The following is a 21,599-nucleotide window of genomic DNA, read 5'->3' on the forward strand; positions in this document are numbered from 1 at the left end:
GTGCGCGTACCGCACGCGCCACGTGCCGTCCGGAACGGCGGTGAGCCGGAAACGGTCCGCCTGCCGGGCCCACAGGTCCGGCCGGCCCGCCCGCCGGGCCAGTTCGGCACAGCGGGTGAAGTCCCCCCGGCGGTGGGCCGAGGTGAACAACCGCTCCCAGTCGTCCGCTCCGAGTTCGTCGACGCCGCACCCGAGAACGCGGGCGAGGGCGGTGGCGTCACCGCGTTCCGTCGCCGCCCGCGCGATCAGCTCACGATGCTCGGTGTGGGCGGCGGGCGGCAGCGCCTCCAGCCAGCCCCGCTCGACCAGTTCGCCGGCCGGCGGCTGCGCGCGCTCGCCGCGCAGCAGACGTTCGTAGGCAGCCAGACGCAGGTCCGCGCTGCGGGCCCAGGTGAACGAGCGGCCCAGGCGCCGGGCGTTGCCCGAGAGCCGGGCGTAGGTGCCGGGTGCCGTGCGGAAGAGCTTCACGGCCTCGCGTATTCGCCCGGCGAGGGCCCGGGCCAGCCCCGGGTCGTCGTCGCGGAAGGAACCGGGCACGGAGAACCCCGTCGCTTCCGGGTCGTCGAGGGGCCGCCCGTGCCCGAAGTGGGAGGTCACCCGCTGGGCGGTGGCGATCGGCACCGCCCCGCAGGCCATCGCCTCGGCCTGGGCGATGAGGAAACCGTCCAGTTCGAACTTGGACGGATACACGCAGAAGTCGGCGCTCGCCGCCTGCTCGAACAACGTGTCCTCGTCGGCGAGCCGCCACTCCAGGCGGAGTTGCCCCGGAAAGCGATCGGCGAGCCGCTGGAACGCGGCGTTCGCGACCGCCGCCGGCGCGTCACCGCCGCCCCCGGTCGAGCAGCGGATCACGAAACCCACCTCCGGATCTCCGGCCAGCACCTCCTCCACGGCCCGCATCAGCTCCAGCTGGCCCTTGTGGTGCACCGCGTAGCGGGCGGCGTGGTAGAAGACCGGACCGGTGCCCGTCAGACCGAGCGACCGGCGCACCGAGGCCCGGTCCACGGCCTCCGGGTCGCGTGCCAGCCAGCTGTCCGCGATGCCGCAGCCGCCGGCCAGCAGCCGGTCCGGCCGCTCCCGCAGCCGCCGTGCCACGGGCAGCGACCGGAACAGGGCTTCGAACGGCGTGTCCTGCCAGGTGACGTAGTGGTCGCGCTGACCGGGGGACACGAAGTCGATCAGATCCGCGCGGTCGGCGATCAGCGGGAACACACCCACGTGGTCCGGCCCGTACTCGACGTGCATACGGGTGCCGGCCAGCGCCCGGGCCATGGTGGCCAGGGGGGAGTCCTCGGCGGGCGGCGGCCCGTCCAGGGCGTCGAGGTCCGGTCCGCGGACCCCGAAGAGCTCCAGCAGCCGTTCCACCTGCGGCCGGTACACCTTCTGCGTGACGGGGGCGTTCGCGGCGACCGTGCTCACCGTCCGGTACCGGTCGTCGTCGGCGAGGACCGCGGGCAGCAGGTAGTGGTAGTAGGGCTCGAAGCCGTGCACGACCGCCGGGCCGTCCGCCAGGTGGCGCTGGACGAAGCGCAGGCCGCCGACCTGGAAGACCAGCGGCTTGAGGTACGCCAGGTCCCGGCCCTCGAGGGCCGGAGGCGGGTAGAGCCGGTCCGGCAGCAGGTCCAGGAAGGCGTCGGACAGCAGGTAGACGTCCACGCCGTCCAGGCGTAACAGGTGGGCGCGGGTGTCGAGGGCGAGACCGGTCTCGGCGGGTCGGCCGGGCCACACCTTGGGGTCGAGCACCAGCGGCACCGTGTGCTGGTCGCGGTAGTCGAGCTCCCGGACGTCGAACCGCTCCCGCAGGGCCTGAAGGTGACCATGTGCGGGTGTGACCAGCGAGACGCGGTGGCCGCGTGCGGCGTACTCGCGGGACAGGTTCCACACGAGCGGGGACAGCCCGCCGCGCATCAGCCGGTTGTCGAAGCCGCCGCACTCGAAGGAGAAGGTGACGATGTGCACGCGCGGGGCTCCTTCACTCCGCCGCGGCCTGCGCGCGGGCGCAGGCCGCGCGCAGGCCGGGCAGGTCGATGAACTCGGTGTGGGTGCCGGCGGCACCGCAGGCGAAGGCCCCGGACACCGATCCGGCCAGGACGCACTCCTCCACCGGCCGCCCTTCGAAGTGGGCGTGGAGGAACGCGGTGACGAAGGCGTCGCCGGCCCCGTTGGAATCGACGACGGGCCGCTCCGGCCGCACGGCCGGGAAGTGGCGCACCCCGGCCTCGCCCCGCACGAGCACGTGGCAGCCGTCCGCTCCGTCGGTGGCCACGACGAAGCGGGCCCGGCCCTCGTCGACGATGGCGTGCAGGACCTCCGGAAGCCGGTCGTGGACGGCCGCGGCGCTCATGAAGACGTAGTCGGAGGCGAGGGCGTAGGTGCGGTGGTGGGGGTCGACGCCGTCCCAGTCGTGCAGGTCGGTGGAGCTGGTCACCCCGAGCCGGTGGACGTCCTCGTACAGGTCGCGGTTGTGCCCCACGATGGAGAGGTGGACATGGCGCGCCCGCTCCAGGTGGGGCAGGTAGAAGGCGCGCGGCAGCCGCAGGTCCGCGGGGTGCCGGGAGTCGTAGAAGGAGAAGCGGCGGCCCTGCGCGTCGACCAGGTTGACGCCGCGCGGGGTGCCGTGCGGGGACACCACGTGGCTGAAGTCCAGACCGTGCCCGGCGTACCCGGCGAGCACCGCGTGACCCTGGGGATCGTCGCCGAGGAAGTCGATGAACTTGGTGGTGAGGCCGAGGGCGTGCCAGCCGAGCGCCACGCCGTTGCCGGTGTGCGCCACGTAGTCGTGCACCGGGGGCACGTGCAGCGAGTCGCCCGGGGGGACCTCCAGTTTCTCGACGCGGACGACGGTGTCCACGCCGGCTCCGCCGACCACCAGGACGTCGTAAGGGGACGGGCTCATGTACGGGTTCCTTCCGTGACGGCCGCGGGGTCCTCGACCCGCTGCACCTGTCCGTTCTCCAGGACCACCGCCGAGTCGATGTCCTGACCGGGGCGGACCGTGGCACCGGGCAGCAGTACGCTGCGCCGGACCCGGGCGCCCGCCCCGACGGTGACTCCGGGGAAGAGCACGCTGTGCTCCACCCGGCCGTCGTTGACGAGGTCCGCCGGGACCAACGAGGCGACCACGCCCGGGGAGTCGGCCACCCAGCCCCGGTCCACCCCGGGCCGGACGGTCCTGGGCATCCGCTCGACCGGGAGCCCGGCCCGCGGCCCGCCGGCCGCGAGCATCAGGTGCGCCCGGTGGTAGCGCTCGACGGTGCCGATGTCCTCCCAGTGGCCGGTTACCTCGTGACCGCGGATGTCCTCGCCGCCCGCGAGCATCGCGGGGATGACGTCTCGGCTGATGTCGTGCTGCCAGTCGGTGCCGTCCAGTTTCTCCAGGTAGCGGTGCAGCACCGCGGCGTCGAAGACGCAGAACGCGGCGAACACCAGGTCGCTGGTCGGCTCGGCCGGCTTCTCCACGAACTCGGTGAGCCGGCCCGCCCGGTCGAAGCGGACCATCCCGAACAGGTGGACCCAGCGCCGCTCGATCCGCTGGTAGGCGACGGTCAGGGCGGCACCGGAGGCCCGGTGCTCCGCGATCAGCGGCCGGTAGTCGAAGCGGTAGACGTGGTCCGCGTGCAGCACCAGGACCTGCTCGCGGTCACCGCCGAAGACGTGCCCGGCCTTGCGGATCAGGGCGTCCGCGGTACCGCGCTCGGCCGGCCAGGTGCGTTCGGGCAGCTCGTGGGGGAGCCCGGCGCCCGCAGCCCGGTAGGCGCCGTCGTACGGCCCGAAGTGCACTCGGAAGCCCGGGTCGCGGTTCCACACCCGGTGCAGGTCGTCCATCAGCCGGCGTTCCTCGTACTGGGACAGCAGCAGTACTTCCCCCAGTCCCGAGTCGCGCGCGTTGGCGAGGCTGAAGTCGATCAGGCGGCAGGCGCCGCCGTACGGGACGAGCGGCTTCAGGCGCCCCGTCCCCAGCGGACCCATGCGCCGTCCCTCGCCGCCCGCCAGCAGCACCGCGCGCACCCCTCCCCGCTCAGCCATGACGGGCCTCGTCCCAGGTGACCCGGCCGGAGGACAGCGTCAGCAGCAGCCGTGCCCCCGGCCGCGGCGGTGGTCCCTCGAACACGCCGGGCGCGGTGCGACGCAGCTCCCGCACCCCGGGCAGCGCCCGGACCGCCGGGTCGCGCGGGTCCGGGGTCACCAGTTCCACCCGCTCGGCGTGCGGCAGCCGGTACACCAGCCCGCCGTCGCCGACCGAGCACCGCTCCCGCAGGGCGCGCACCTCCTCGGCGGTCACCGCGGCCGGGTGGCGGTCCACGATCCGTTCGCATGTGCTGAAGTCGGCCCGTTCCCAGGCCGCGTGGAAGAACCGACGGGCGACCGGGGCGTCGACGGGGGTGCGGCGCGCGTACGCCGCCGGGTCGCCGTGGGCGAGGGCCGCCTCCTCGGTGATCTCCTCGTCCTTCAGCAGGTCGAACCAGCCGTGCCGCAGGGCGCGTTCGGCGGGCAGCTCGGCCGGTTCGCCGCGCCACAGGCGGCCGAACGCGGCGAGATGCAGGTCCGCGCAGTGTTCCCAGGTGAACTGCCGGGCGACCGCCGCCGCGCGCTGGGACAGCTCGCGGTAGCGGGCCGGGTCGTCGGACCACAGCGTCACCGCCTCCCGGATGCGCGCGGCGAGCGCGGCGGTGAGCAGCGGGTCGTCCTCGGCGAAGGAGCGGTTGACGGCGAGGCCGGTGGTCTCCGGCTCGGGCCGGGCGTGCCGGAAGTGCGCCATGCCCTCCTGCGCCGTCGCGATGGGCACCGCCCCGCACACCATCGCCTCGCCCTGGGCGATGAGGAAGGTGTCCATCTCGAACTTGGAGGGGAACAGGCAGAAGTCGGCGGCCGACGCGTACTCGAACACCCGCCGCTCGTCCACCCGCTCCGACTCCAGGTGCAGCCGGCCCCGGTGCCGCTCGGCGACCTCGCGGAAGCAGGGGTCGTCGAGCGGGGCGCCGGAGATGCAGCGCACGACGAAGTTCGCGGCCAGGCCGTCGCCCAGCACCCGGTCGACGGCGCGCATCAGCTCCAGCTGGCCCTTGTGGTGCAGGGCGTAGCGGGCGTTGTGGAAGAACGTCGGCAGCGCGGGATCCAGTCCCAGCCCTTCGAGCACCGCCGACCGGTCCACCTCGCCCGGGTCCCAGGCGAGCCACTGGTCGGATATGGCGCAGCCCCCGACGAACATCTTGTGCGCGTTCTCCTTCACGGCCTGCGCCAGGGGCAGGTGCGCGAAGAGCGCCTCGAAGGGCGTGTCCCGGAAGGAGGCGTAGAAGTCGAGCTGGCCGGGCGAGAGGAAGTCGATCAGGTCGGCGTTCTCCAGGACCAACCGGTAGACGGCCACGTGGTCCGGCGGGTACTCGTAGTGCAGATGGGTCAGTTGCTGGTACTGGCGCACCGCTTCGAGGCCCGGCCCGGCCGGCGGGTGCTCCTGCGGCAGGCCGTCCGGTGTGCCCAGGAGCTCGAGCAGGCGTCGGACCTCGGGCGCGTAGACCTTCTTGGTGATCGGCATGTTGCTCTGCACCGTGCTGACGACGTGCTTCGTCGGGTCGTCGCGCAGCGCGGCCGGCAGCAGGTAGTGGTAGAAGGGCTCGTGGGCGTGGACGATCGCCCGTTCCCCGCCGAACCAGTGGCGCAGGAAGCGCACGCTGTCCACCTGGAAGACCAGCGGCTTGAAGAAGACCAGGTCCCGGCCCTTGGCGGAGTACGGCGGGTAGAAGGTGTCCGGGAGCCGGTCGAGGTGCTCGTTGGACAGGAAGTACAGGTCCACGCCGTCGAGGCGGATGCGGTGCGCGGTGGTGCGCACGGGCAGTTCGGTCTCGGCGGGGAAGCCGTGCCACACCTCCGGGTCGAGGACCAGCGGCAGCACGTACTCGTCCGAGTAGCCGAGGTCCTCCACCTCGTACCGGCCGCGCAGGTCGTCGAGTCTGCCGTGTGCGGGGGTGACGAGGGAGACCCGGTGCCCGCGGGCGGCGAACTCCCGGGAGAGGTTCCACAGGTACACCGAGGTGCCGCCCTGCAGGAAGGTGTGGTCGAAGCCGCAGCATTCGAAGTAGGTCTCGATGATGTGCATCGGGGGCTCGGTCACGTTCACGTCCTTGCCGGGAGGGTCGGGGCCGGGGTGCGGGCGCCGAGCGCGAGGGCGTGGCGCAGGTCGATCGCGGCGTGGTAGGGGCGGGCGTGGTCGGTGTTGTAGGCGAGTTCGTGCAGCAGCCGGTCCAGGTACAGCAGCCGGCGCAGCGGGTCGTCCACCGTGCGTCCGAGGAGCAGCCGCAGCACGTGCGCCCGCCAGACGTCGGCGGCGTGGAAGACCGGGCGCAGTACGGAGCGCTGCCCGGGCGGCCGGTCGCCGGCGCCGTCCAGCGCGTCCCGCATCGTCTCCATGGAGTCGACGCCGAGGCGCCGTGCGCTCTCGAAGGCCGCCTCGTCGGCGGTGAAGTACTCCAGGGCGCGCTGGACGGCGACCAGGTCCTGGACCGGCGACTGCGCGGCCCAGCCCGCCTCGCCGGGGCCGAGGGCGGGGGTGGACATGTCGATGACGTTCATCGACCAGCTTCCGTCGTCGCGCGGCCGGCACAGCAGGTGGGACAGGTGCAGGTCGCCGTGGCACGGCCCCGAGGGGAACCCCGCCGGGGCGGCGTCGAAGGCGCTCCGCAGCGCGGCGGTCTCCTGCCGCAGGGCCGCGAAGGCGGCGGTGCGCGGGGCCTCGGGCAGGTCGATGTCCGCCGAGGCCAGTGCGTCCGTGCGGGCGGTGGCCCGGGCCAGCATCTCCCGTGCCGGGTACGGCGGCACGGGACCCCGGCCGAGCCGGCCGGCCAGGTCGCGGTGGAAGCCGGCCAGGAAGCGCCCGGCGTCGCGCAGGTTGTCCGCGAGCGGGCGCAGGTGTGCCCGCACGACGTCGTCGAGTGAGCCGGGGGCCTGTTTGCCGGTCACCTTCGGCCACAGGGACCGCATGCTGTGCCTCAGCGGCAGGTCGATCCCGTCTCCGGGGGCGTACCGGTAGAACACGCCCAGCGGGCGGTGGGTGCCGTCCGCCGGGTCGGCGTAGGTGTAGTCGCCCGCCCAGTCGGGGGTGCGGCCGGTCCCGTTCATCAGCCGCAGGAGCTCCGGCTCCCGGACGGTCTCGTCCAGCCGCCGGTAGGTCTTGTGGACGTAGGCCGTCCCGTCGTTCTCCACCAGGGACAGCACGTTGGAGGACCAGCCCCGCTCGAACGGCAGCCGGCGCACCGAGTGCGTGGTGAGTCCCGCACCGCGGAAGAGCACCCGGCCGCCGCGGGCGGTGGGCAGCCGGCGTCCGGCGCAGACCGCGTCCAGCACGGCGGAGTCGAACGCGACGCTGCCGTGCGCCTCTTCGGTGCCTTGCCCCGTGGGTGCGGACCGCACCGGCACGAAGTAGCGCCGTCCCGACGTCGGCCCGCCGACGGCGGCCACGATCAGCAGGCGGGCGGTGGCGCCGAGGTCCGCGTGGTCGACGCACTCGAAGCGCTCGGCCCGCCGACCGTCCTCGGGCATCCACGGGGCGGTGCGCAGTAAGGGGCCCAGATCGTCGTTTCTCATCATGCCAGGCTCAACTTCCGGTCATTTCGTAACGGTTGACGCCGCGGCGCCAGACGGTCAGCGCGAGGGCCAGGGCGCCGGCGGTCACCACGGGCAGCCAGCCGAGCAGGCCGGTCCCGCCGCTCAGCAGGTAGACGCAGGGCACGTAGGCGGTGAAGGCGAAGGGCAGGACCCAGGTGAGCAGGGCCTTCAGCGAGGGGTGGTAGATGTCCAGGGGGTAGGCGGAGAACTCCGACACCTGGTTGGCCGCGTACATCGCGGGCATGCTCGTCACCGTCCAGAAGGACAGGGAGGCGAAGAGCAGCTTCACCGAGGTGTGCAGCAGCGCCCCGCACAGCACCAGCAGAGGCGCGAGCGCCCACTGCACGGGGCTGGGCGACAGGCCGAGCTCGCTTCCCGCGTATCCCACCAGGACGGCGCCGACGACGAGTTCGCCGAGCCCGTCGGGGTGGAAGAAGCGCTCCGACAGCAGGGAGAACAGCGGGTCGACCGGCCGGACGAGGTAGCGGTAGAACTCCCCGCGCTGGACCAGTTTGCGGCCCAGTTCCCACAACTGGTCGGTGAAGAGGTGGTCGAGCCCGCGCGGCAGCAGGGAGAACCCCAGCAGGAACAGCACCTCGTGGTACGACCAGCCGCCCACGGCGGGGACCTGCCGGAAGACGAGGCCGACGACCGCCGTCTGGATGCCGACCCGCACCAGGAAGGCGCCCGCGCCGAGCACGAAGTCCATGCGGTACGCGGCCAGCCGGTGCAGGCCCACCCCGCCCAGGAACCAGGACAGCCGCAGGTACCGCGTCAGCGTGCGCGTCATCCGCCGAGCACCTCCAGCCGTCCCAGGGCGGCGCGCCACAGCGCGGCGCACAGCAGCGACAGCCCGGCCGCCCAGGCCGCCTGCTGGACGAGCACCCCGGCGGCGTCCGTCCAGCCGTCGTAGCGGCCGAGCAGCAGGGTCAGCGGACCGTCGACCATGCCGCGGAAGGGCAGGGCCTTCGCGAGCGCGGCCAGCGGGCCCGGCATCAGCGCGAGGGGCACGAGCTGTCCGGCGAAGAAGGCGACGACGCTCTGCTTGACCATCCGCACCCCCCAGGTGTTGGTGGTGAGGAAGCCGGTCATGCCGGTCAGCAGGTTCACGCAGAACGCCAGCAGCACCGACAGGGCGGTGGAGACGGAGAACAGCAGCAGGTCCGCCGGCCGGGGCGCGGTGAGCGGGACGAGCAGCGCGAACAGGCCGAGGACCGGCAGGCCGACCAGGACGGCGTTGGCCCCCACCACGGGCAGGCAGGCGAAGAACCGCATCACCGGGTAGCTGACGGGGCGTACCAGCATGACCGCGACGTCGCCCCGGTACACCTCGGCCGCGACCTCGTCGTCGACCCGGTTGGTGTGCAGCACCTGCAGGATCTGGGCCACCAGCAGGTAGGTGGTGATGTCCTCCACGGTGAAGCCGCCGGGGCCGCGGCCGGGTGTGCCCGCGTACACGGCGCGCCACAGGAAGACGGTCACCGCCGCGCCGGCGGCCGCGGTCATCGCGGTCATCGCGAACATCGAGCGGTACTGCAGCAGGGACTGCAGGCCGCTGGTGGCGAACGGCGTGTAGCGGCGCAGGCGGGCGGTCATGCGGCACCGTCGGGTGTACGGCCGGCACCGTCGGGTGTGTCGCCGGGAACGCGTGCGCGGCCGTAGATCCTGCGGAGCACGTCCTCCAGGCCGGGTTCGGGGGCGTACCAGTCGGCGAGGTCGAAGTGGTCCAGGAGGAAGGTGAGGACCTGCCGGGAGGTGTAGCGGCCGGCCGGGTAGTCGACGCGGATGCGGCCGCCGTCGTCCGGTGTGGCGCGCACGCCCGGCAGACCGGCCTCGATGCGGGCGCGGACGGTACCGGCCGCGGTGCCGTCCCGGTGGTCGAAGACGACCGAGCGGTGGTCGGCGGTGCGCAGCAGGTCCTTCAGGGTCCCCTGGTGGACGACCCGGCCGTGGTCGACGACCAGGGCGCTGTCGCAGATCGCGCCGATGTCGGCGATGTCGTGGCTGGTGAGCACCACGGTGGTGCCCAGCTCCCGGTGGGCGCGGTTGACCAGGTGGCGCACCGCGTCCTTGAGCACCATGTCGAGGCCGATGGTGGGCTCGTCCCAGAACAGGACGGCGGGGTCGTGCAGCAGGCTCGCCGCGATCTCGGCGCGCATGCGCTGGCCGAGGCTCAGCTGCCGTACGGGGGTCGAACCCAGCGCGTCGATGTCGAGGAGCTCCCGGAACAGGTCCAGGTTGCGCCGGTAGACCGGCTCGGGGATGTCGTAGACGCGGCGCAGGATGCGGAAGGAGTCCGGCACCGACAGGTCCCACCACAGCTGGCTGCGCTGGCCGAAGACGACGCCGATGGTGCGGGCGTTGCGCTGCCGGTGCCGGTACGGCTCCAGGCCGGCGACCGTGCAGCGGCCGGAGGTGGGGGTCATGATGCCGGTCAGCATCTTGATCGTGGTCGACTTGCCGGCCCCGTTGGCGCCGATGTAGGCCGTCTTGGTGCCGGCCGGTATCTCGAAGGAGACGTCGTCGACCGCGCGCACCACGCGGTGGCGGCGGGTGAGGAGGGTGGAGAGGCTGCCGAGCAGACCGGGTTTGCGTTCGGCCAGCCGGAACTCCTTGACGAGGCGCTCCGCCACGATCACGCGATCACCCGTTCGAGGGCCTTCTCCAACAGCCGCAGACCCTCCTCGAGCAGGGCCTCGTCGAGGGTGAACGGCGGGGCCAGGCGCAGGATGTGGCCTCCGAGGGAGGTGCGCAGCCCCAGGTCGAGAGCCGTGGTGTAGACGGCCCGGGCCGTCTCCGGCGCGGGTGTGCGGGTGGTGGGATCGGTGACGAACTCCAGGCCCCACAGCAGACCGAGGCCGCGCACCTGGCCCAGCCGGTCGAATCGGGACTCCAGGACGCGCAGCCGGTCCTCCATGATCTCGCCGAGGGCGCGTACGCGGTCGATCAGCCGGTCGCGCTCGACGACCTCGAGCGTGGCGCGGGCGGCGGCGATGCCCAGCGGGTTGCTCGCGTACGTCGAGGCGTACGCCCCCGAGGTGGCCGCCTCCGGCCTGCGCAGCAGCTCCGCGCGGCCGGCGAGCACGGCGAAGGGGAAGCCGCTCGCGGTGCCCTTGGACAGCATCGCCAGGTCCGGTTCGACGCCGAAGAGGTCACTGGCGAGGAAGGCCCCCGTGCGTCCGCCGCCGGTGAGCACCTCGTCCGCGACGAGCAGGACGCCGCCCTCCCGGCAGGCGTCCGCGATGCGTTCCCAGTAACCCGGCGGCGGCACGATGACCCCCGCCGCGCCGAGGACGGGTTCGAAGACCAGCGCGGAGACGTTGGGCTTCTCGGCGATGTGCCGGCGCACGAGCGTCGCGCAGCGCACGTCGCACGACGGGTACTCCAGCCCCAGGGGGCAGCGGTAGCAGTAGGGGCTGTAGCCCAGCACGCTGTTGCCGCTGAACGCCTGGTGGCCGATGTCCCAGTGCACGAGCATCCGGGCGCCCATGGTCTTGCCGTGGAAGCCGTGCCGCAGGGCGCCGATCCGGTTGCGTCCCGGCGGCGCGGTCGCCTGGACGACCCGCAGGGCGGCCTCGACCACCTCCGCGCCGGTGGAGAAGAACGCGTAGGTGTCGAGCCGCTCCGGCAGCAGCCTGGCGAGCAGGTCCAGCAGGTCGGCGCGGTCCGGAGTGGCGCTGTCGTGGACGTTCCACAGACGGCGGGCCTGGGCGGTGAGCGCCTCGACCACCTCCGGGTGCCCGTGGCCCAGGGACTGGGTGAGGGTGCCGGCGGCGAAGTCGAGGTACTGGTTGCCGTCGAGGTCGGTCAGCACGGGACCGCGCCCCTCGGTGAACACCCGGCGTCCGTGGACCGCTTCCTCGGAAGCGCCCGGCGCCAGATGCCGGGCCTCCCGTGCCAGGTGCTGGGTCTGCCGTAAACCTGTCATCGCTGTCCCTGCTCGTCGGACCGGCTGCACGCGATCACCGGCGAACTGCGGTGTGACACACCACGGTTGGCGGTTCGGCTTGAGTCAAACACTTGAACACAGACGACTGCAAGGCTTTGCGGATCGTTTCAGAAAGTTGTTGCGGACGGTCGCGGCAGTCTGCTTGAGTCGAGGTGCCCACGGCGACACCACGCCTCTCATGCGAGGAGAGACCTGTGAGAAAACGCCCCCCGACCGGTCCGCCCCCGCGGAGGCCGAGGTGAAGGCCCTGGTCCTGGCAGGTGGAACCGGCAGCAGACTGAGGCCGTTCACGCACACCGGCGCCAAGCAGCTGCTCCCCATCGCCAACAGACCCGTGCTGTTCCACGCACTGGACTCCCTCGCCGCAGCGGGCATCCGGGAAGTCGGCGTCGTCGTGGGGTCGCACGGCCGTGAGATCCGCGAACTGACCGGTGACGGTACAGAGTTCGGGTTACGCATCACCTACCTGCAACAGTCCCGCCCGCTCGGCCTCGCGCACGCGGTGCGCATCGCCCGCGACTTCCTCGGTGACGACGACTTCCTGCTGTACCTGGGCGACAACTACCTCCCGCAGGGGGTCACCGACTTCGTGCGTCTCGCCGCCGCCGATGCCGCGGCGGCCCGGCTGCTGCTGACCCCCGTGGCGGACCCCTCCGCGTTCGGAGTCGCGGAGGTCGACGCCGAAGGGAACGTGCTGCGCCTGGAGGAGAAGCCCGACACTCCGCGCAGCGCGCTCGCCCTCATCGGCGTGTACGCCTTCAGCCCGGCCGTGCACGAGGCGGTGCGCGCCATCACCCCCTCGGCACGCGGTGAGCTGGAGATCACCCACGCCGTGCAGTGGATGGTCGACCAAGGGCTGCGCGTGCGCGCCGAGACCACCACCCGGCCCTGGCGCGACACCGGCAGCGCGGAGGACATGCTGGAGGTCAACCGCCACGTCCTCGACGGGCTGGAGGGCCGGATCGAGGGCAAGGTCGACGCGCACAGCACGCTGATCGGCCGGGTCCGGGTGGCCGAGGGCGCGGTGGTGCGCGGGTCACGCGTCGTCGGCCCGGTGGTCATCGGCGCGGGCGCCGTCGTCAGCAACTCCAGCGTCGGCCCGTACACCTCCATCGGGGAGGACTGCCGGGTCGAGGACAGCGCCGTCGAGTACTCCGTCCTGCTGCGCGGCGCGCAGGTCGAGGGGGCGTCCCGCATCGAGGCGTCCCTCATCGGCCGCGGCGCCGTCGTGGGCCCGGCCCCCCGTCTTCCGCAAGCTCACCGTCTGGTGATCGGCGACCACAGCAAGGTGTACCTCGCCCCATGAACGCAGCGATCCTCGTCACCGGCGGGGCGGGTTTCATCGGCTCCGCCTACGTCCGCCACCTCCTGTCGCCCCGCGGCCCCGGGGGCACGGCGGTGACCGTCCTCGACGCACTCACCTACGCCGGCAGCCTCGCACGCCTCCACGCGGTGCGCGACCACCCCGACCTCACCTTCGTCCAGGGCGACGTGTGCGACGCGTCCCTGGTGGACGCGCTGGCCGGCCGGCACGACCAGATCGTGCACTTCGCCGCCGAGTCGCACGTCGACCGTTCCATCGCCGACGGCGGCGCCTTCACCCGCACCAACGTGCTGGGCACCCAGGCGCTGCTCGACGCCGCGCTCCGTCACGGCGTGCGCACCTTCGTGCACGTCTCCACCGACGAGGTGTACGGCTCCCTCCCCCGGGGGGCCGCCAAGGAGAGCGATCCCCTGCGGCCCACCTCGCCGTACGCGGCGTCGAAGGCGGCCTCGGACCTGATCGCCCTGGCCCAACACCGCACGCACGGACTGGACGTCCGGGTGACCCGCTGCTCGAACAACTTCGGGCCCCACCAGCACCCGGAGAAGCTCATCCCGCGCTTCCTGGCCCGGCTGCTGTCCGGTGGCACCGTCCCCCTCTACGGCGACGGACGGTACGAGCGCGACTGGCTGTACGTCGACGACCACGTCCGGGCCGTCGAACTCGTCCGCGTGTCGGGCCGGCCGGGGGAGGTCTACAACATCGGGGGCGGCACCTCGCTGTCCAACCTGGAGCTCACGCACCGGCTGCTCGCCCTGTGCGGCGCGGGCCCGGAGCGGATCGAACACGTCGAGGACCGCAAGGGGCACGACCGGCGCTACGCGGTCGACCACAGCAAGATCACCGCTGAACTCGGATACCGGCCCCGCACCGACTTCGCGGCCGCCCTGGCCGAGACCGCCCAGTGGTACGAGCGCCACGCGGACTGGTGGCGTCCGCTGCTCGCGTCCGCGTGACGCCGGGCCGGACCGGGGCCACGGGACCTCGGCCGCCCCGGCGTGTCGTGTCCGGGTGGTGGCCGACGGGTCAGTGCCGGTCCGGCGGGCGCCGGCCGTCCCGCGGAGTGGCGGCGGTGGACCCCCGGACCACCAGTTCCGGCATGAGGACGAACTCGGTGCGCGGCGGCGGCGTTCCGGACATCTCCTCCAGCAGCGCGTCCACGGCGATCTGCCCCATCGCCTTGACGGGCTGTCTGATCGTGGTCAGCGGAGGGTCGGTGAAGGCGATGAGCGGCGAGTCGTCGAAGCCGACGACCGAGAGGTCGCCGGGAACCGCAAGGCCCTTCTGGCGCGCGGCCCGGACAGCGCCGAGGGCCATCATGTCGCTGGCGCACACGACGGCCGTGCACCCCCTGTCGATCAGTGCGGACGCCGCTGCCTGGCCCCCTTCCAGAGAGAACAGCGAGTGCTGGATCAGTTCCCCGGCCTCCTGCGCGGACAGCCCCAGGTGCTCGTGCATACCGACGCGGAAACCCTCGATCTTGCGCTGGACCGGCACGAAGCGCTCCGGTCCGAGCGCGAGCCCGATGCGCTCGTGTCCCAGCTCGGCCAGATGCGCCACGGCCAGACGCATGGCGGCCCGGTCGTCCGGGGAGACGAAGGGCGCCTCGATCCGGGGGGAGAACCCGTTGACGAGCACGAAGGGCACCCGCTGCCGGTGCAGCCGGTCGTAGCGTCCGGTGTCTGCGGTGGTGTCGGCGTGCAGCCCGGAGACGAAGACGATGCCGGCCACCCCGCGGCCCACGAGCATCTCGGTGAGTTCGTCCTCGGTCGAACCCCCCGGCGTCTGCGTGGCCAGGACGGGCGTGTACCCCCGGCGCGTGAGCGCCTGCCCCATCACTTCGGCCAGCGCGGGGAAGACGGGATTGTCCAGCTCCGGTGTGATCAGGCCGACCAGTTCCGCACGCCGCTGCCGTGACGGGTACTCGTACCCCAGCGTGTCGAGTGCGGCGAGCACGGAGTCGCGGGTGTCCGTGGCCACACCGCGCGCGCCGTTGAGCACGCGGCTGACCGTGGCCTTGCTGACGCCCGCCTGGGCTGCGATGTCGGCGAGCCGCATGGTCATGGCAGGGCACTTTACCCGCTGGCCACCGCTGTGCCCACTGCGTGGGAAAACGACGGGGCTGCGCAGTACGCCCGTCCGTCGTCCGCACAATGGCTGAAAATACTTGCAGCAAATTGCCGCAACGTCTTTCGGTGTCCTTTCGTCCTTGTTACGTTCCTGGCAACCCCGGCGCCGCGTAGGAGCGGTTGGCGTGAGGCCTCGACGCCTCCGCCCAATTCCGGGAAGAAACAGGGGAGTTCACAATGCGGCGTGGCATTGCGGCCACCGCGCTGGTCGCGGCTCTGGCCATGACGGCTTCGGCATGTGGCGGGGACGACGACAGCCGGAACGGTGCCGGCGGGGGCAGCGGGGAGCTGTCGGGAACCGTCACCTTCTGGGACACCTCCAACGAGGCGGAGAAGGCGACGTACCAGGCCCTCGCGGAACGTTTCGAGAAGGAGCACCCGAAGGTCGACGTCAAGTACGTCAACGTGCCGTTCGGCGAGGCGAACGCCAAGTTCAAGAACGCGGCGGGCGGCAACTCCGGTGCCCCGGACGTGATGCGCACGGAGGTGGCCTGGGTCGCGGACTTCGCCAGCATCGGCTACCTCGCCCCGCTCGACGGCACGGCCGCCCTCGACGACGCGTCGGACTACCTCCCGCAGGCCGCGGCCAGCACGAAGTACGAGGGGAAGACCTACGCGGTCCCGCAGGTGATCGACACCCTGGCGCTCTTCTACAACAAGGAGTTGCTGAAGAAGGCCGGCGTCCCGGCACCCGCCTCCGTCGCCGAGCTGAAGACGGCCGCCGCCAGGATCAAGGAGAAGACCGGCGCGACCGGCCTCTACCTGCGGGGCGACGACCCGTACTGGTTCCTGCCCTACCTCTACGGTGAGGGCGGCGACCTGGTCGACGAGAAGAACAAGACCGTCACCATCGACGACGAGCCCGGTGTGAAGGCGTACCGGGTCCTCGAGGACCTGGTGGACAGCGAAGCGGCCATCACGGACGCGTCCGACGGCTGGAACAACATGCAGAACGCCTTCAAGTCGGGCAAGGCCGCCATGATGCTCAACGGCCCGTGGGCCATCGAGGACGTCAAGGCCGGGGCCCGGTTCAAGGATCCCGCCAACCTCGGGGTCGCCCCCGTCCCGGCCGGCAGCGCCGGCCAGGGATCGCCCCAGGGCGGGTGGAACCTGTCGGTGTACGCCGGCTCGAAGAACCTCGACGCCTCCTACGCCTTCGTGAAGTACATGAGCTCCGCCGAGGTGCAGCAGGAGACCACCGAGAAGCTGAGCCTGCTCCCCACCCGCACCTCCGTCTACGAGGTGCCGGCCGTCGCGAAGAACGAGATGGTGAGGTTCTTCAAGCCGGCGGTCGACAAGGCCGTGGAACGGCCCTGGATCGCCCAGGGCAACGCCCTCTTCGAGCCCATCCGGCTGCAGATGGCCAACGTGCTGGCCGGCAAGACCAGCCCGGACAAGGCGGCGTCGAGCACCGGCGACGCCTACCGCAAGCTGCTCAAGGACTACAAGTAGGCCACGGGAAGGCGGACCGACGACCCATGGCTGTCGAGACCGGCCAGTCGGTGACGAAGGCCGCGGGCACCCAGGGTGCCCGCGGCCGGGCCCACCGCACCGGCCACAAGAACCCCAGGACCCCGGGGCGTCTGCGCAGGGCCCTGGCCACCCACTGGTACGCCTGGAGCATGGTCGCCCCCGTGGTGGCCGTGATCGGCGTGATCATCGGATACCCCCTCGCGCGCGGCGTCTGGCTGTCCTTCACCGACGCCAACGAGGCCAACGTCGAGCGCACCATCGGCGTCAACCACATCCCCGCGACGTACGAGCACGTCGGACTCGCCAACTACCGGGCGATCCTCGGTGACGGGGTCTTCTGGGACCGGCTCGGCTGGACCGTGGTGTGGACGGTCAGCTGCGTGGCGCTCTCCTTCGCCCTCGGGCTGGCCCTGGCCGTCATGCTCAACCGCACCTTCAAGGGCCGCACCCTGTACCGCACGGCCCTGGTCCTGCCCTGGGCGGTACCGGCGTTCGTCTCCGTGTTCACCTGGCGCCTGCTGTTCAACGAACGCAGCGGCCTGTTCAACGAACTGCTCACCGGCGCCGGGTTCGACCGGATCTCCTGGCTGAACGACCCCACCTGGGCGAAGATCTCCGTCATCGCGGTGAACGTCTGGGTGGGCGTGCCGTTCATGCTCATCGCCCTCCTCGGCGGCCTGCAGTCCATCCCCGGGGACCTCTACGAGGCCGCGGAGATGGACGGGGCGAACCCCTGGCAGCGCTTCCGCCACATCACCCTGCCCGGACTGCGGTCCGTCTCGAGCACGGTCGTCCTGCTCAGCACCATCTGGACCTTCAACATGTTCCCGGTGATCTTCCTGCTGACCCGGGGCGGCCCGGGCGACGCCACCGAGATCCTGGTGACGTACGCCTACCGCCTGTCCTTCGTCATCAGCCCGCGGGACTACTCCACGTCCGCCGCCTGGGGCGTGCTGATCCTGCTCCTCCTGGCACTCGTCACCGCGGCCTACCGCCGCGCACTGCGCAAGCAGGGAGACACCTGGTGACCGACACGATCACGCGCACCCCGGTACGCCCCGAGCCGCCGGCCCCCGCGCGCAAGCGCGGCGAGCGCGGCCCGCTGGCCTCGCTCGGACTGCACCTGACCCTGCTGACGGCCTCCGTCGTCGCGGTCTTCCCCCCGCTGTGGCTGCTGGCCACCTCCTTCAAACCGAAGACCGACGCGTTCGACACCTCGCTCGTCAAGGACTTCACGTTCGGCAACTACAGCCATGTCGTACGTGACACCGACTTCCTGTCCTGGCTGCAGAACTCGCTGGTCGTCGTCGGACTGACCACGCTGATCGGCGTCTTCATCTCCGCCACCACCGGCTACGCGGTGAGCCGTTTCCGCTTCCCCGGCATGCGCCCCCTGATGTGGATGCTCCTGCTCACCCAGATGTTCCCGGTCGCGGTGCTCATCGTGCCGCTGTACAACCTGCTCGCCGGCCTCGGGCTGCTCAACCAGCCGGTCGGACTGGTCGTCACCTATCTCACCGTCGCCGTGCCGTTCTGCGCCTGGATGATGAAGGGCTACTTCGACGGCATCCCGGTCGAGATCGACGAAGCCGGCCGGGTCGACGGACTCAGCCCGTTCGGCACGTTCTGGCGGCTGGTGCTGCCCCTGGCCAAGCCGGGGCTCGCCGTCACCGCCTTCTACACCTTCATCACCGGCTGGGGCGAAGTGGCCTACGCGTCCGCCTTCATGACCGGCGAGGAGAACCTCACGCTCGCCGGAGGCCTCCAGACGTTCGTCAACCAGTACACGAGCGACTGGGGCGCGCTGACCGCGGCCGCCGTGATCATCGCGGTCCCCGCCGCGATCGTCTTCGGACTCGTCCAGCGGCATCTCGTCTCCGGGCTGACCGCAGGCGCCACCAAGTCCTGACCGTCCCCCAACGCAGGCAGGAGAACCATGACCCAGTACCTTGCCGAACCCGGCACCCGTACCCGACCCTCCGGTCCCGGCGAGCGTCCGGGCTGGTGGCGGGAGGCCGTGATCTACCAGGTCTATCCCCGCAGCTTCGCCGACAGCGACGGCGACGGGGTGGGCGACCTCCAGGGCATCCGCTCCCGGCTGCCGTACCTGAGGGACCTCGGCGTCGACGCCGTCTGGCTCAGCCCCTTCTACGTCTCGCCCCAGGCCGACGGCGGTTACGACGTCGCCGACTACCGGGCCGTCGACCCGGTGTTCGGCACGCTGCTCGACGCGGACGAACTGATCCGCGACGCGCACGCCCTGGGGCTGCGCGTGATCGTCGACGTGGTCCCCAACCACTGTTCGGACCAGCACGACTGGTTCCAGCGCGCCTTACGCGAGGGCCCCGGCTCCCCGCTGCGCGACCGCTTCCACTTCCGGCCGGGACGCGGGACCGCCGGTGAGGCTCCGCCCAACGACTGGGAGTCCATCTTCGGCGGCCCCGCCTGGACGCGCACGAAGAACCCGGACGGCACACCGGGGGAGTGGTACCTCCACCTCTTCGCTCCCGAGCAGCCCGACTTCAACTGGGACAACCCGGCCGTGCGGGACGAGTTCCGCTCCGTCCTGCGCTACTGGCTCGACATGGGCGTCGACGGCTTCCGCGTCGACGTCGCCCACGGCCTGGTCAAGGCCGCGGGGCTGCCCGACATGGGGCGCACCGGGCAGCTGCACCTGCTGGGCACCCAGCCCCTGCCCTTCTTCGACCAGGACGGCGTGCACGAGATCTACCGGTCCTGGCGCAGGATCCTGGACGAGTACCCGGGAGAGCGCATCGGCGTCGCCGAGGCGTGGACACCGAGCGCCGAGCGCACGGCCAACTACCTGCGGGCGGACGAGCTGCACCAGGCGTTCAACTTCCACTACCTGGGAGCCGGCTGGGACGCCGGCGCCCTGCGCCGGGCCATCGACGAATGCCTCGACGCCATGCGCCCGGTGGGCGCGCCCAGCACCTGGGTGCTGTCCAACCACGACGTCGTCCGGCACACCACCCGCCTCGCCGTGGACGGTCCCGAGCAGGGGGTGCGCCGGGCCCGCGCGGCGACGCTGCTGATGCTGGCCCTGCCCGGGTCCGCCTACCTCTACCAGGGTGAGGAACTCGGCCTGCCGGAGGTGACCGACCTGCCGGACGAGGTGCGGCAGGACCCCTCGTTCTTCCGGGACAACGGGCAGGACGGGCTGCGGGACGGCTGCCGGGTGCCGATCCCGTGGTCGGGGACCGAGGCGCCGTACGGCTTCGGACCCGTCGAGGGCGGACCGAGCTGGCTGCCGCAGCCGGAGAGCTGGAGGCACCTGTCGGTCGAGGTGCAGTCCGGTGACCCCGGCTCGACGCTGGAGCTCTACCGCAGTGCCCTGGCACTGCGCCGGGAGCACCCCGCCCTGGGCGCCGGCGACGGCGTCGAGTGGCTGGAGGCCCCCGAGGGCGTCCTCGCCTTCCGCCGCACCGCGCGGGGCCCGGGCGACCGGGCCTGGGACGGCGACCTGGTCTGCACCGTCAACCTGACCGGTGCACCGGTGCGGTGGACCCCGCAGGGGCGGCCGCTGCTCAGCAGCTGCGAGCCGGTGACCGAGGGCGACGCGGCCGGGCTCCCCGCGGACAGCACCGTCTGGTGGGCGGTGTGACCCTCTCCCTGACGCGGGGTGCCGAGCACGGCACCCCGCGGCTCACCGACATCGCCGCGCAGGCCGGGGTGAGTGAGGCCACGGCGAGCCGCGTGCTCAACGGGAAACCCGGAGTCGCCCCCGCCACCCGGCGGCGGGTGGTGGCCGCACTCGACGTACTCGGCTACGAGCGGCCCGTACGGCTGCGCCAGCGCAGCGCCGGCCTGATCGGGCTGGTGATCCCGGAGCTCACGAACCCGATCTTCCCGGCTTTCGCCCAGGTCATCGAGCAGGTGCTGGCCGGGCACGGATACACGCCCGTGTTGTGCACGCAGATGCCCGGCGGGTCCACCGAGGACGAACTGGTGGAGCAGATGGAGGACCGGGGCGTCACGGGCATCGTCTTCCTGTCCGGGCTGCACGCGGACACGACGGCCGACCCGGCCCGGTACCACAAACTCGCCTCCCGAGGACTGCCGTTCGTTCTGGTGAACGGCTACAACGAGCGCATCACGGCGTCCTTCGTGTCGTCCGACGACCGGTCCGCGGTACGGATGGCGGTGCGGCACCTGGCCGACCTGGGGCACACGAGGGTCGGACTGGCCGTCGGCCCCACCCGTTTCGTGCCGTCGCGGCGCAAGGCCGAGGGCTTCCTCGCGGCCGTGCGCTCCTTCTGCGGGATGCGGGCGGAAGAGGCCGAAGCGCACATCGAGCGCACCCTGTTCACGGTGGAGGGAGGCCACGCGGCCGCGGCGGCGCTGCTGGACAGGGGGTGCACCGGCCTGGTCTGCGGCAGTGATCTGATGGCCCTGGGGGCGATCCGCGCGGTGCGCGAACGAGGCCTGTCGGTTCCGCACGACGTCTCGGTGATCGGGTTCGACGACTCGCCGCTGATCCCGTTCACCGACCCACCGCTCACCACCGTGCGTCAGCCGGTGCAGGCGATGGCGACCGCGGCGGTGGGGGCGCTGCTGGAGGAGGTCGGCGGAACCCCCGTGCAGCGGACCGAGTTCGTCTTCCAGCCGGAGCTGGTCGTGCGCGGTTCCACGGCGCGGCGCGGCGGGTGAGCGCACCGGCCCGGGGAGAGGCTCCGCAGCCGGCCCCGGTCGGGGCTGCGGGGCGGCATGAAGGCTGCGGAGCCCCGGCTGGAGCCCGGTCCGGCGGGCCGGGCGCGTGGGCTCCGACAGCTGTCGAGGCCTCCGGGCCGCCGGACCGGGCAGTGATTGAACGTAACACCTCTGAAACGCTTGCGAAAGTCTTTGCAGAGCGTCAATTTTCCCACGTACCAGTGATGTTGGGGTTTCCGGAGGGAGAACCAAGAGTCCTGTCGTGAAGGGTTGACCGATGGTGAGGGGGCTCGTACGGTCTCGACCGCAACAACTTGCTGACGTGTTTCAGCAAGACCCCACAGGCCTGTCGGGCAAGGCGCGTTGCTGCGTGAAGGCCTCTCATCCGCATCAGGTGGATCAGGAGGAACTATGGCCAACAAGATCGTGGCCACTGCACTCGCCCTCGTGGCGGGAG

17 protein-coding genes are annotated in these 21,599 nt (G+C 72.0%); 7 read left to right on the forward strand and 10 right to left on the reverse strand.

From position 1 onward, the window contains the following. The 9 genes from B7767_RS13960 to B7767_RS14000 all read right to left on the reverse strand — a co-directional run. The coding region (locus B7767_RS13960) for a glycosyltransferase (RefSeq protein WP_085572468.1) at positions 1-1,959 on the reverse strand (1,959 nt) is incomplete at its 3' end. 13 nt (positions 1,960-1,972) lie between these two features. Beyond that, positions 1,973-2,896 (reverse strand): carbohydrate kinase family protein, encoded by a 924-nt coding sequence (locus B7767_RS13965; protein WP_085572469.1) that lies wholly within the window; start codon positions 2,894-2,896, stop codon positions 1,973-1,975. Beyond that, positions 2,893-4,026: a sugar phosphate nucleotidyltransferase gene (locus B7767_RS13970; RefSeq protein WP_085572470.1), complete on the reverse strand. Its 1,134-nt coding sequence runs from the start codon at positions 4,024-4,026 to the stop codon at positions 2,893-2,895. The genes B7767_RS13965 and B7767_RS13970 overlap by 4 nt, the downstream gene beginning before the upstream one ends. Continuing rightward, positions 4,019-6,109 (reverse strand): glycogen/starch synthase, encoded by a 2,091-nt coding sequence (locus B7767_RS13975; protein WP_256923428.1) that lies wholly within the window; start codon positions 6,107-6,109, stop codon positions 4,019-4,021. The genes B7767_RS13970 and B7767_RS13975 overlap by 8 nt, the downstream gene beginning before the upstream one ends. A gap of 2 nt (positions 6,110-6,111) precedes the next feature. Next, positions 6,112-7,578, reverse strand: a complete 1,467-nt coding sequence (locus B7767_RS13980; protein ID WP_179167143.1) for a phosphotransferase — start codon at positions 7,576-7,578, stop codon at positions 6,112-6,114. Between the two features lie 10 nt (positions 7,579-7,588). Continuing rightward, on the reverse strand, positions 7,589-8,389 hold the full coding sequence (locus B7767_RS13985; RefSeq protein ID WP_085572472.1) for an ABC transporter permease: 801 nt from the start codon (positions 8,387-8,389) through the stop codon (positions 7,589-7,591). After that, entirely contained in the window at positions 8,386-9,195 is an 810-nt protein-coding gene (locus B7767_RS13990; RefSeq protein ID WP_085572473.1) for an ABC-2 family transporter protein, read from the reverse strand. The genes B7767_RS13985 and B7767_RS13990 overlap by 4 nt, the downstream gene beginning before the upstream one ends. Further along, positions 9,192-10,238, reverse strand: a complete 1,047-nt coding sequence (locus B7767_RS13995) for an ATP-binding cassette domain-containing protein (protein WP_085572474.1) — start codon at positions 10,236-10,238, stop codon at positions 9,192-9,194. Before B7767_RS13995 ends, B7767_RS13990 begins: the two co-directional genes overlap by 4 nt. Further along, a complete protein-coding gene (locus tag B7767_RS14000; RefSeq protein ID WP_085572475.1) occupies positions 10,235-11,527 on the reverse strand; it encodes an aspartate aminotransferase family protein in 1,293 nt (430 codons plus the stop codon). Before B7767_RS14000 ends, B7767_RS13995 begins: the two co-directional genes overlap by 4 nt. Positions 11,528-11,786: 259 nt before the next feature. Between B7767_RS14000 and B7767_RS14005 the strand changes: the two genes are divergently transcribed. Both B7767_RS14005 and rfbB read left to right on the forward strand, forming a co-directional pair. Continuing rightward, positions 11,787-12,854: a glucose-1-phosphate thymidylyltransferase gene (locus tag B7767_RS14005; RefSeq protein ID WP_085572476.1), complete on the forward strand. Its 1,068-nt coding sequence runs from the start codon at positions 11,787-11,789 to the stop codon at positions 12,852-12,854. After that, positions 12,851-13,828 carry a dTDP-glucose 4,6-dehydratase gene (rfbB, locus tag B7767_RS14010; RefSeq protein ID WP_085572477.1) on the forward strand — a complete coding sequence of 326 codons (978 nt, stop codon included), beginning with the start codon at positions 12,851-12,853 and terminating at the stop codon, positions 13,826-13,828. The genes B7767_RS14005 and rfbB overlap by 4 nt, the downstream gene beginning before the upstream one ends. A 70-nt stretch (positions 13,829-13,898) precedes the next feature. Here the strand turns inward: rfbB and B7767_RS14015 are convergent, their stop codons facing one another. Next, positions 13,899-14,936, reverse strand: a complete 1,038-nt coding sequence (locus B7767_RS14015; RefSeq protein ID WP_085572478.1) for a LacI family DNA-binding transcriptional regulator — start codon at positions 14,934-14,936, stop codon at positions 13,899-13,901. A gap of 242 nt (positions 14,937-15,178) precedes the next feature. Between B7767_RS14015 and B7767_RS14020 the strand changes: the two genes are divergently transcribed. From B7767_RS14020 to B7767_RS14040, 5 genes are read left to right on the forward strand one after another with little or no spacing between them, the layout of a single operon-like run. Further along, entirely contained in the window at positions 15,179-16,453 is a 1,275-nt protein-coding gene (locus B7767_RS14020) for an extracellular solute-binding protein (protein ID WP_085572479.1), read from the forward strand. Positions 16,454-16,479: 26 nt separating this feature from the next. Then, the gene (locus B7767_RS14025; RefSeq protein ID WP_085572480.1) at positions 16,480-17,502 is read left to right on the forward strand and encodes a carbohydrate ABC transporter permease; all 1,023 of its coding nucleotides are present in this window, start codon (positions 16,480-16,482) and stop codon (positions 17,500-17,502) included. After that, positions 17,499-18,383 (forward strand): sugar ABC transporter permease, encoded by an 885-nt coding sequence (locus B7767_RS14030; RefSeq protein ID WP_371100242.1) that lies wholly within the window; start codon positions 17,499-17,501, stop codon positions 18,381-18,383. The genes B7767_RS14025 and B7767_RS14030 overlap by 4 nt, the downstream gene beginning before the upstream one ends. Positions 18,384-18,410: 27 nt before the next feature. Then, entirely contained in the window at positions 18,411-20,096 is a 1,686-nt protein-coding gene (locus B7767_RS14035) for a glycoside hydrolase family 13 protein (RefSeq protein ID WP_085572481.1), read from the forward strand. Beyond that, the gene (locus B7767_RS14040) at positions 20,084-21,142 is read left to right on the forward strand and encodes a LacI family DNA-binding transcriptional regulator (RefSeq protein ID WP_107486092.1); all 1,059 of its coding nucleotides are present in this window, start codon (positions 20,084-20,086) and stop codon (positions 21,140-21,142) included. The genes B7767_RS14035 and B7767_RS14040 overlap by 13 nt, the downstream gene beginning before the upstream one ends. The last annotated feature ends 457 nt before the right edge of the window (positions 21,143-21,599 follow it).

The organism is Streptomyces sp. 13-12-16, from assembly GCF_002114215.1.
Classification (GTDB): domain Bacteria; phylum Actinomycetota; class Actinomycetes; order Streptomycetales; family Streptomycetaceae; genus Streptomyces.

Bases quoted from the DNA above. Each gene is read 5' to 3' on its own strand.
- B7767_RS13965 (WP_085572469.1), bottom strand. From the start codon at position 2,896: ATGAGCCCGTCCCCTTACGACGTCCTGGTGGTCGGCGGAGCCGGCGTG.
- B7767_RS13970 (WP_085572470.1), bottom strand. From the start codon at position 4,026: ATGGCTGAGCGGGGAGGGGTGCGCGCGGTGCTGCTGGCGGGCGGCGAG.
- B7767_RS13980 (WP_179167143.1), bottom strand. From the start codon at position 7,578: ATGAGAAACGACGATCTGGGCCCCTTACTGCGCACCGCCCCGTGGATG.
- B7767_RS13985 (WP_085572472.1), bottom strand. From the start codon at position 8,389: ATGACGCGCACGCTGACGCGGTACCTGCGGCTGTCCTGGTTCCTGGGC.
- B7767_RS13990 (WP_085572473.1), bottom strand. From the start codon at position 9,195: ATGACCGCCCGCCTGCGCCGCTACACGCCGTTCGCCACCAGCGGCCTG.
- B7767_RS14000 (WP_085572475.1), bottom strand. From the start codon at position 11,527: ATGACAGGTTTACGGCAGACCCAGCACCTGGCACGGGAGGCCCGGCAT.
- rfbB (WP_085572477.1), top strand. From the start codon at position 12,851: ATGAACGCAGCGATCCTCGTCACCGGCGGGGCGGGTTTCATCGGCTCC.
- B7767_RS14015 (WP_085572478.1), bottom strand. From the start codon at position 14,936: ATGACCATGCGGCTCGCCGACATCGCAGCCCAGGCGGGCGTCAGCAAG.
- B7767_RS14020 (WP_085572479.1), top strand. From the start codon at position 15,179: ATGCGGCGTGGCATTGCGGCCACCGCGCTGGTCGCGGCTCTGGCCATG.
- B7767_RS14025 (WP_085572480.1), top strand. From the start codon at position 16,480: ATGGCTGTCGAGACCGGCCAGTCGGTGACGAAGGCCGCGGGCACCCAG.
- B7767_RS14035 (WP_085572481.1), top strand. From the start codon at position 18,411: ATGACCCAGTACCTTGCCGAACCCGGCACCCGTACCCGACCCTCCGGT.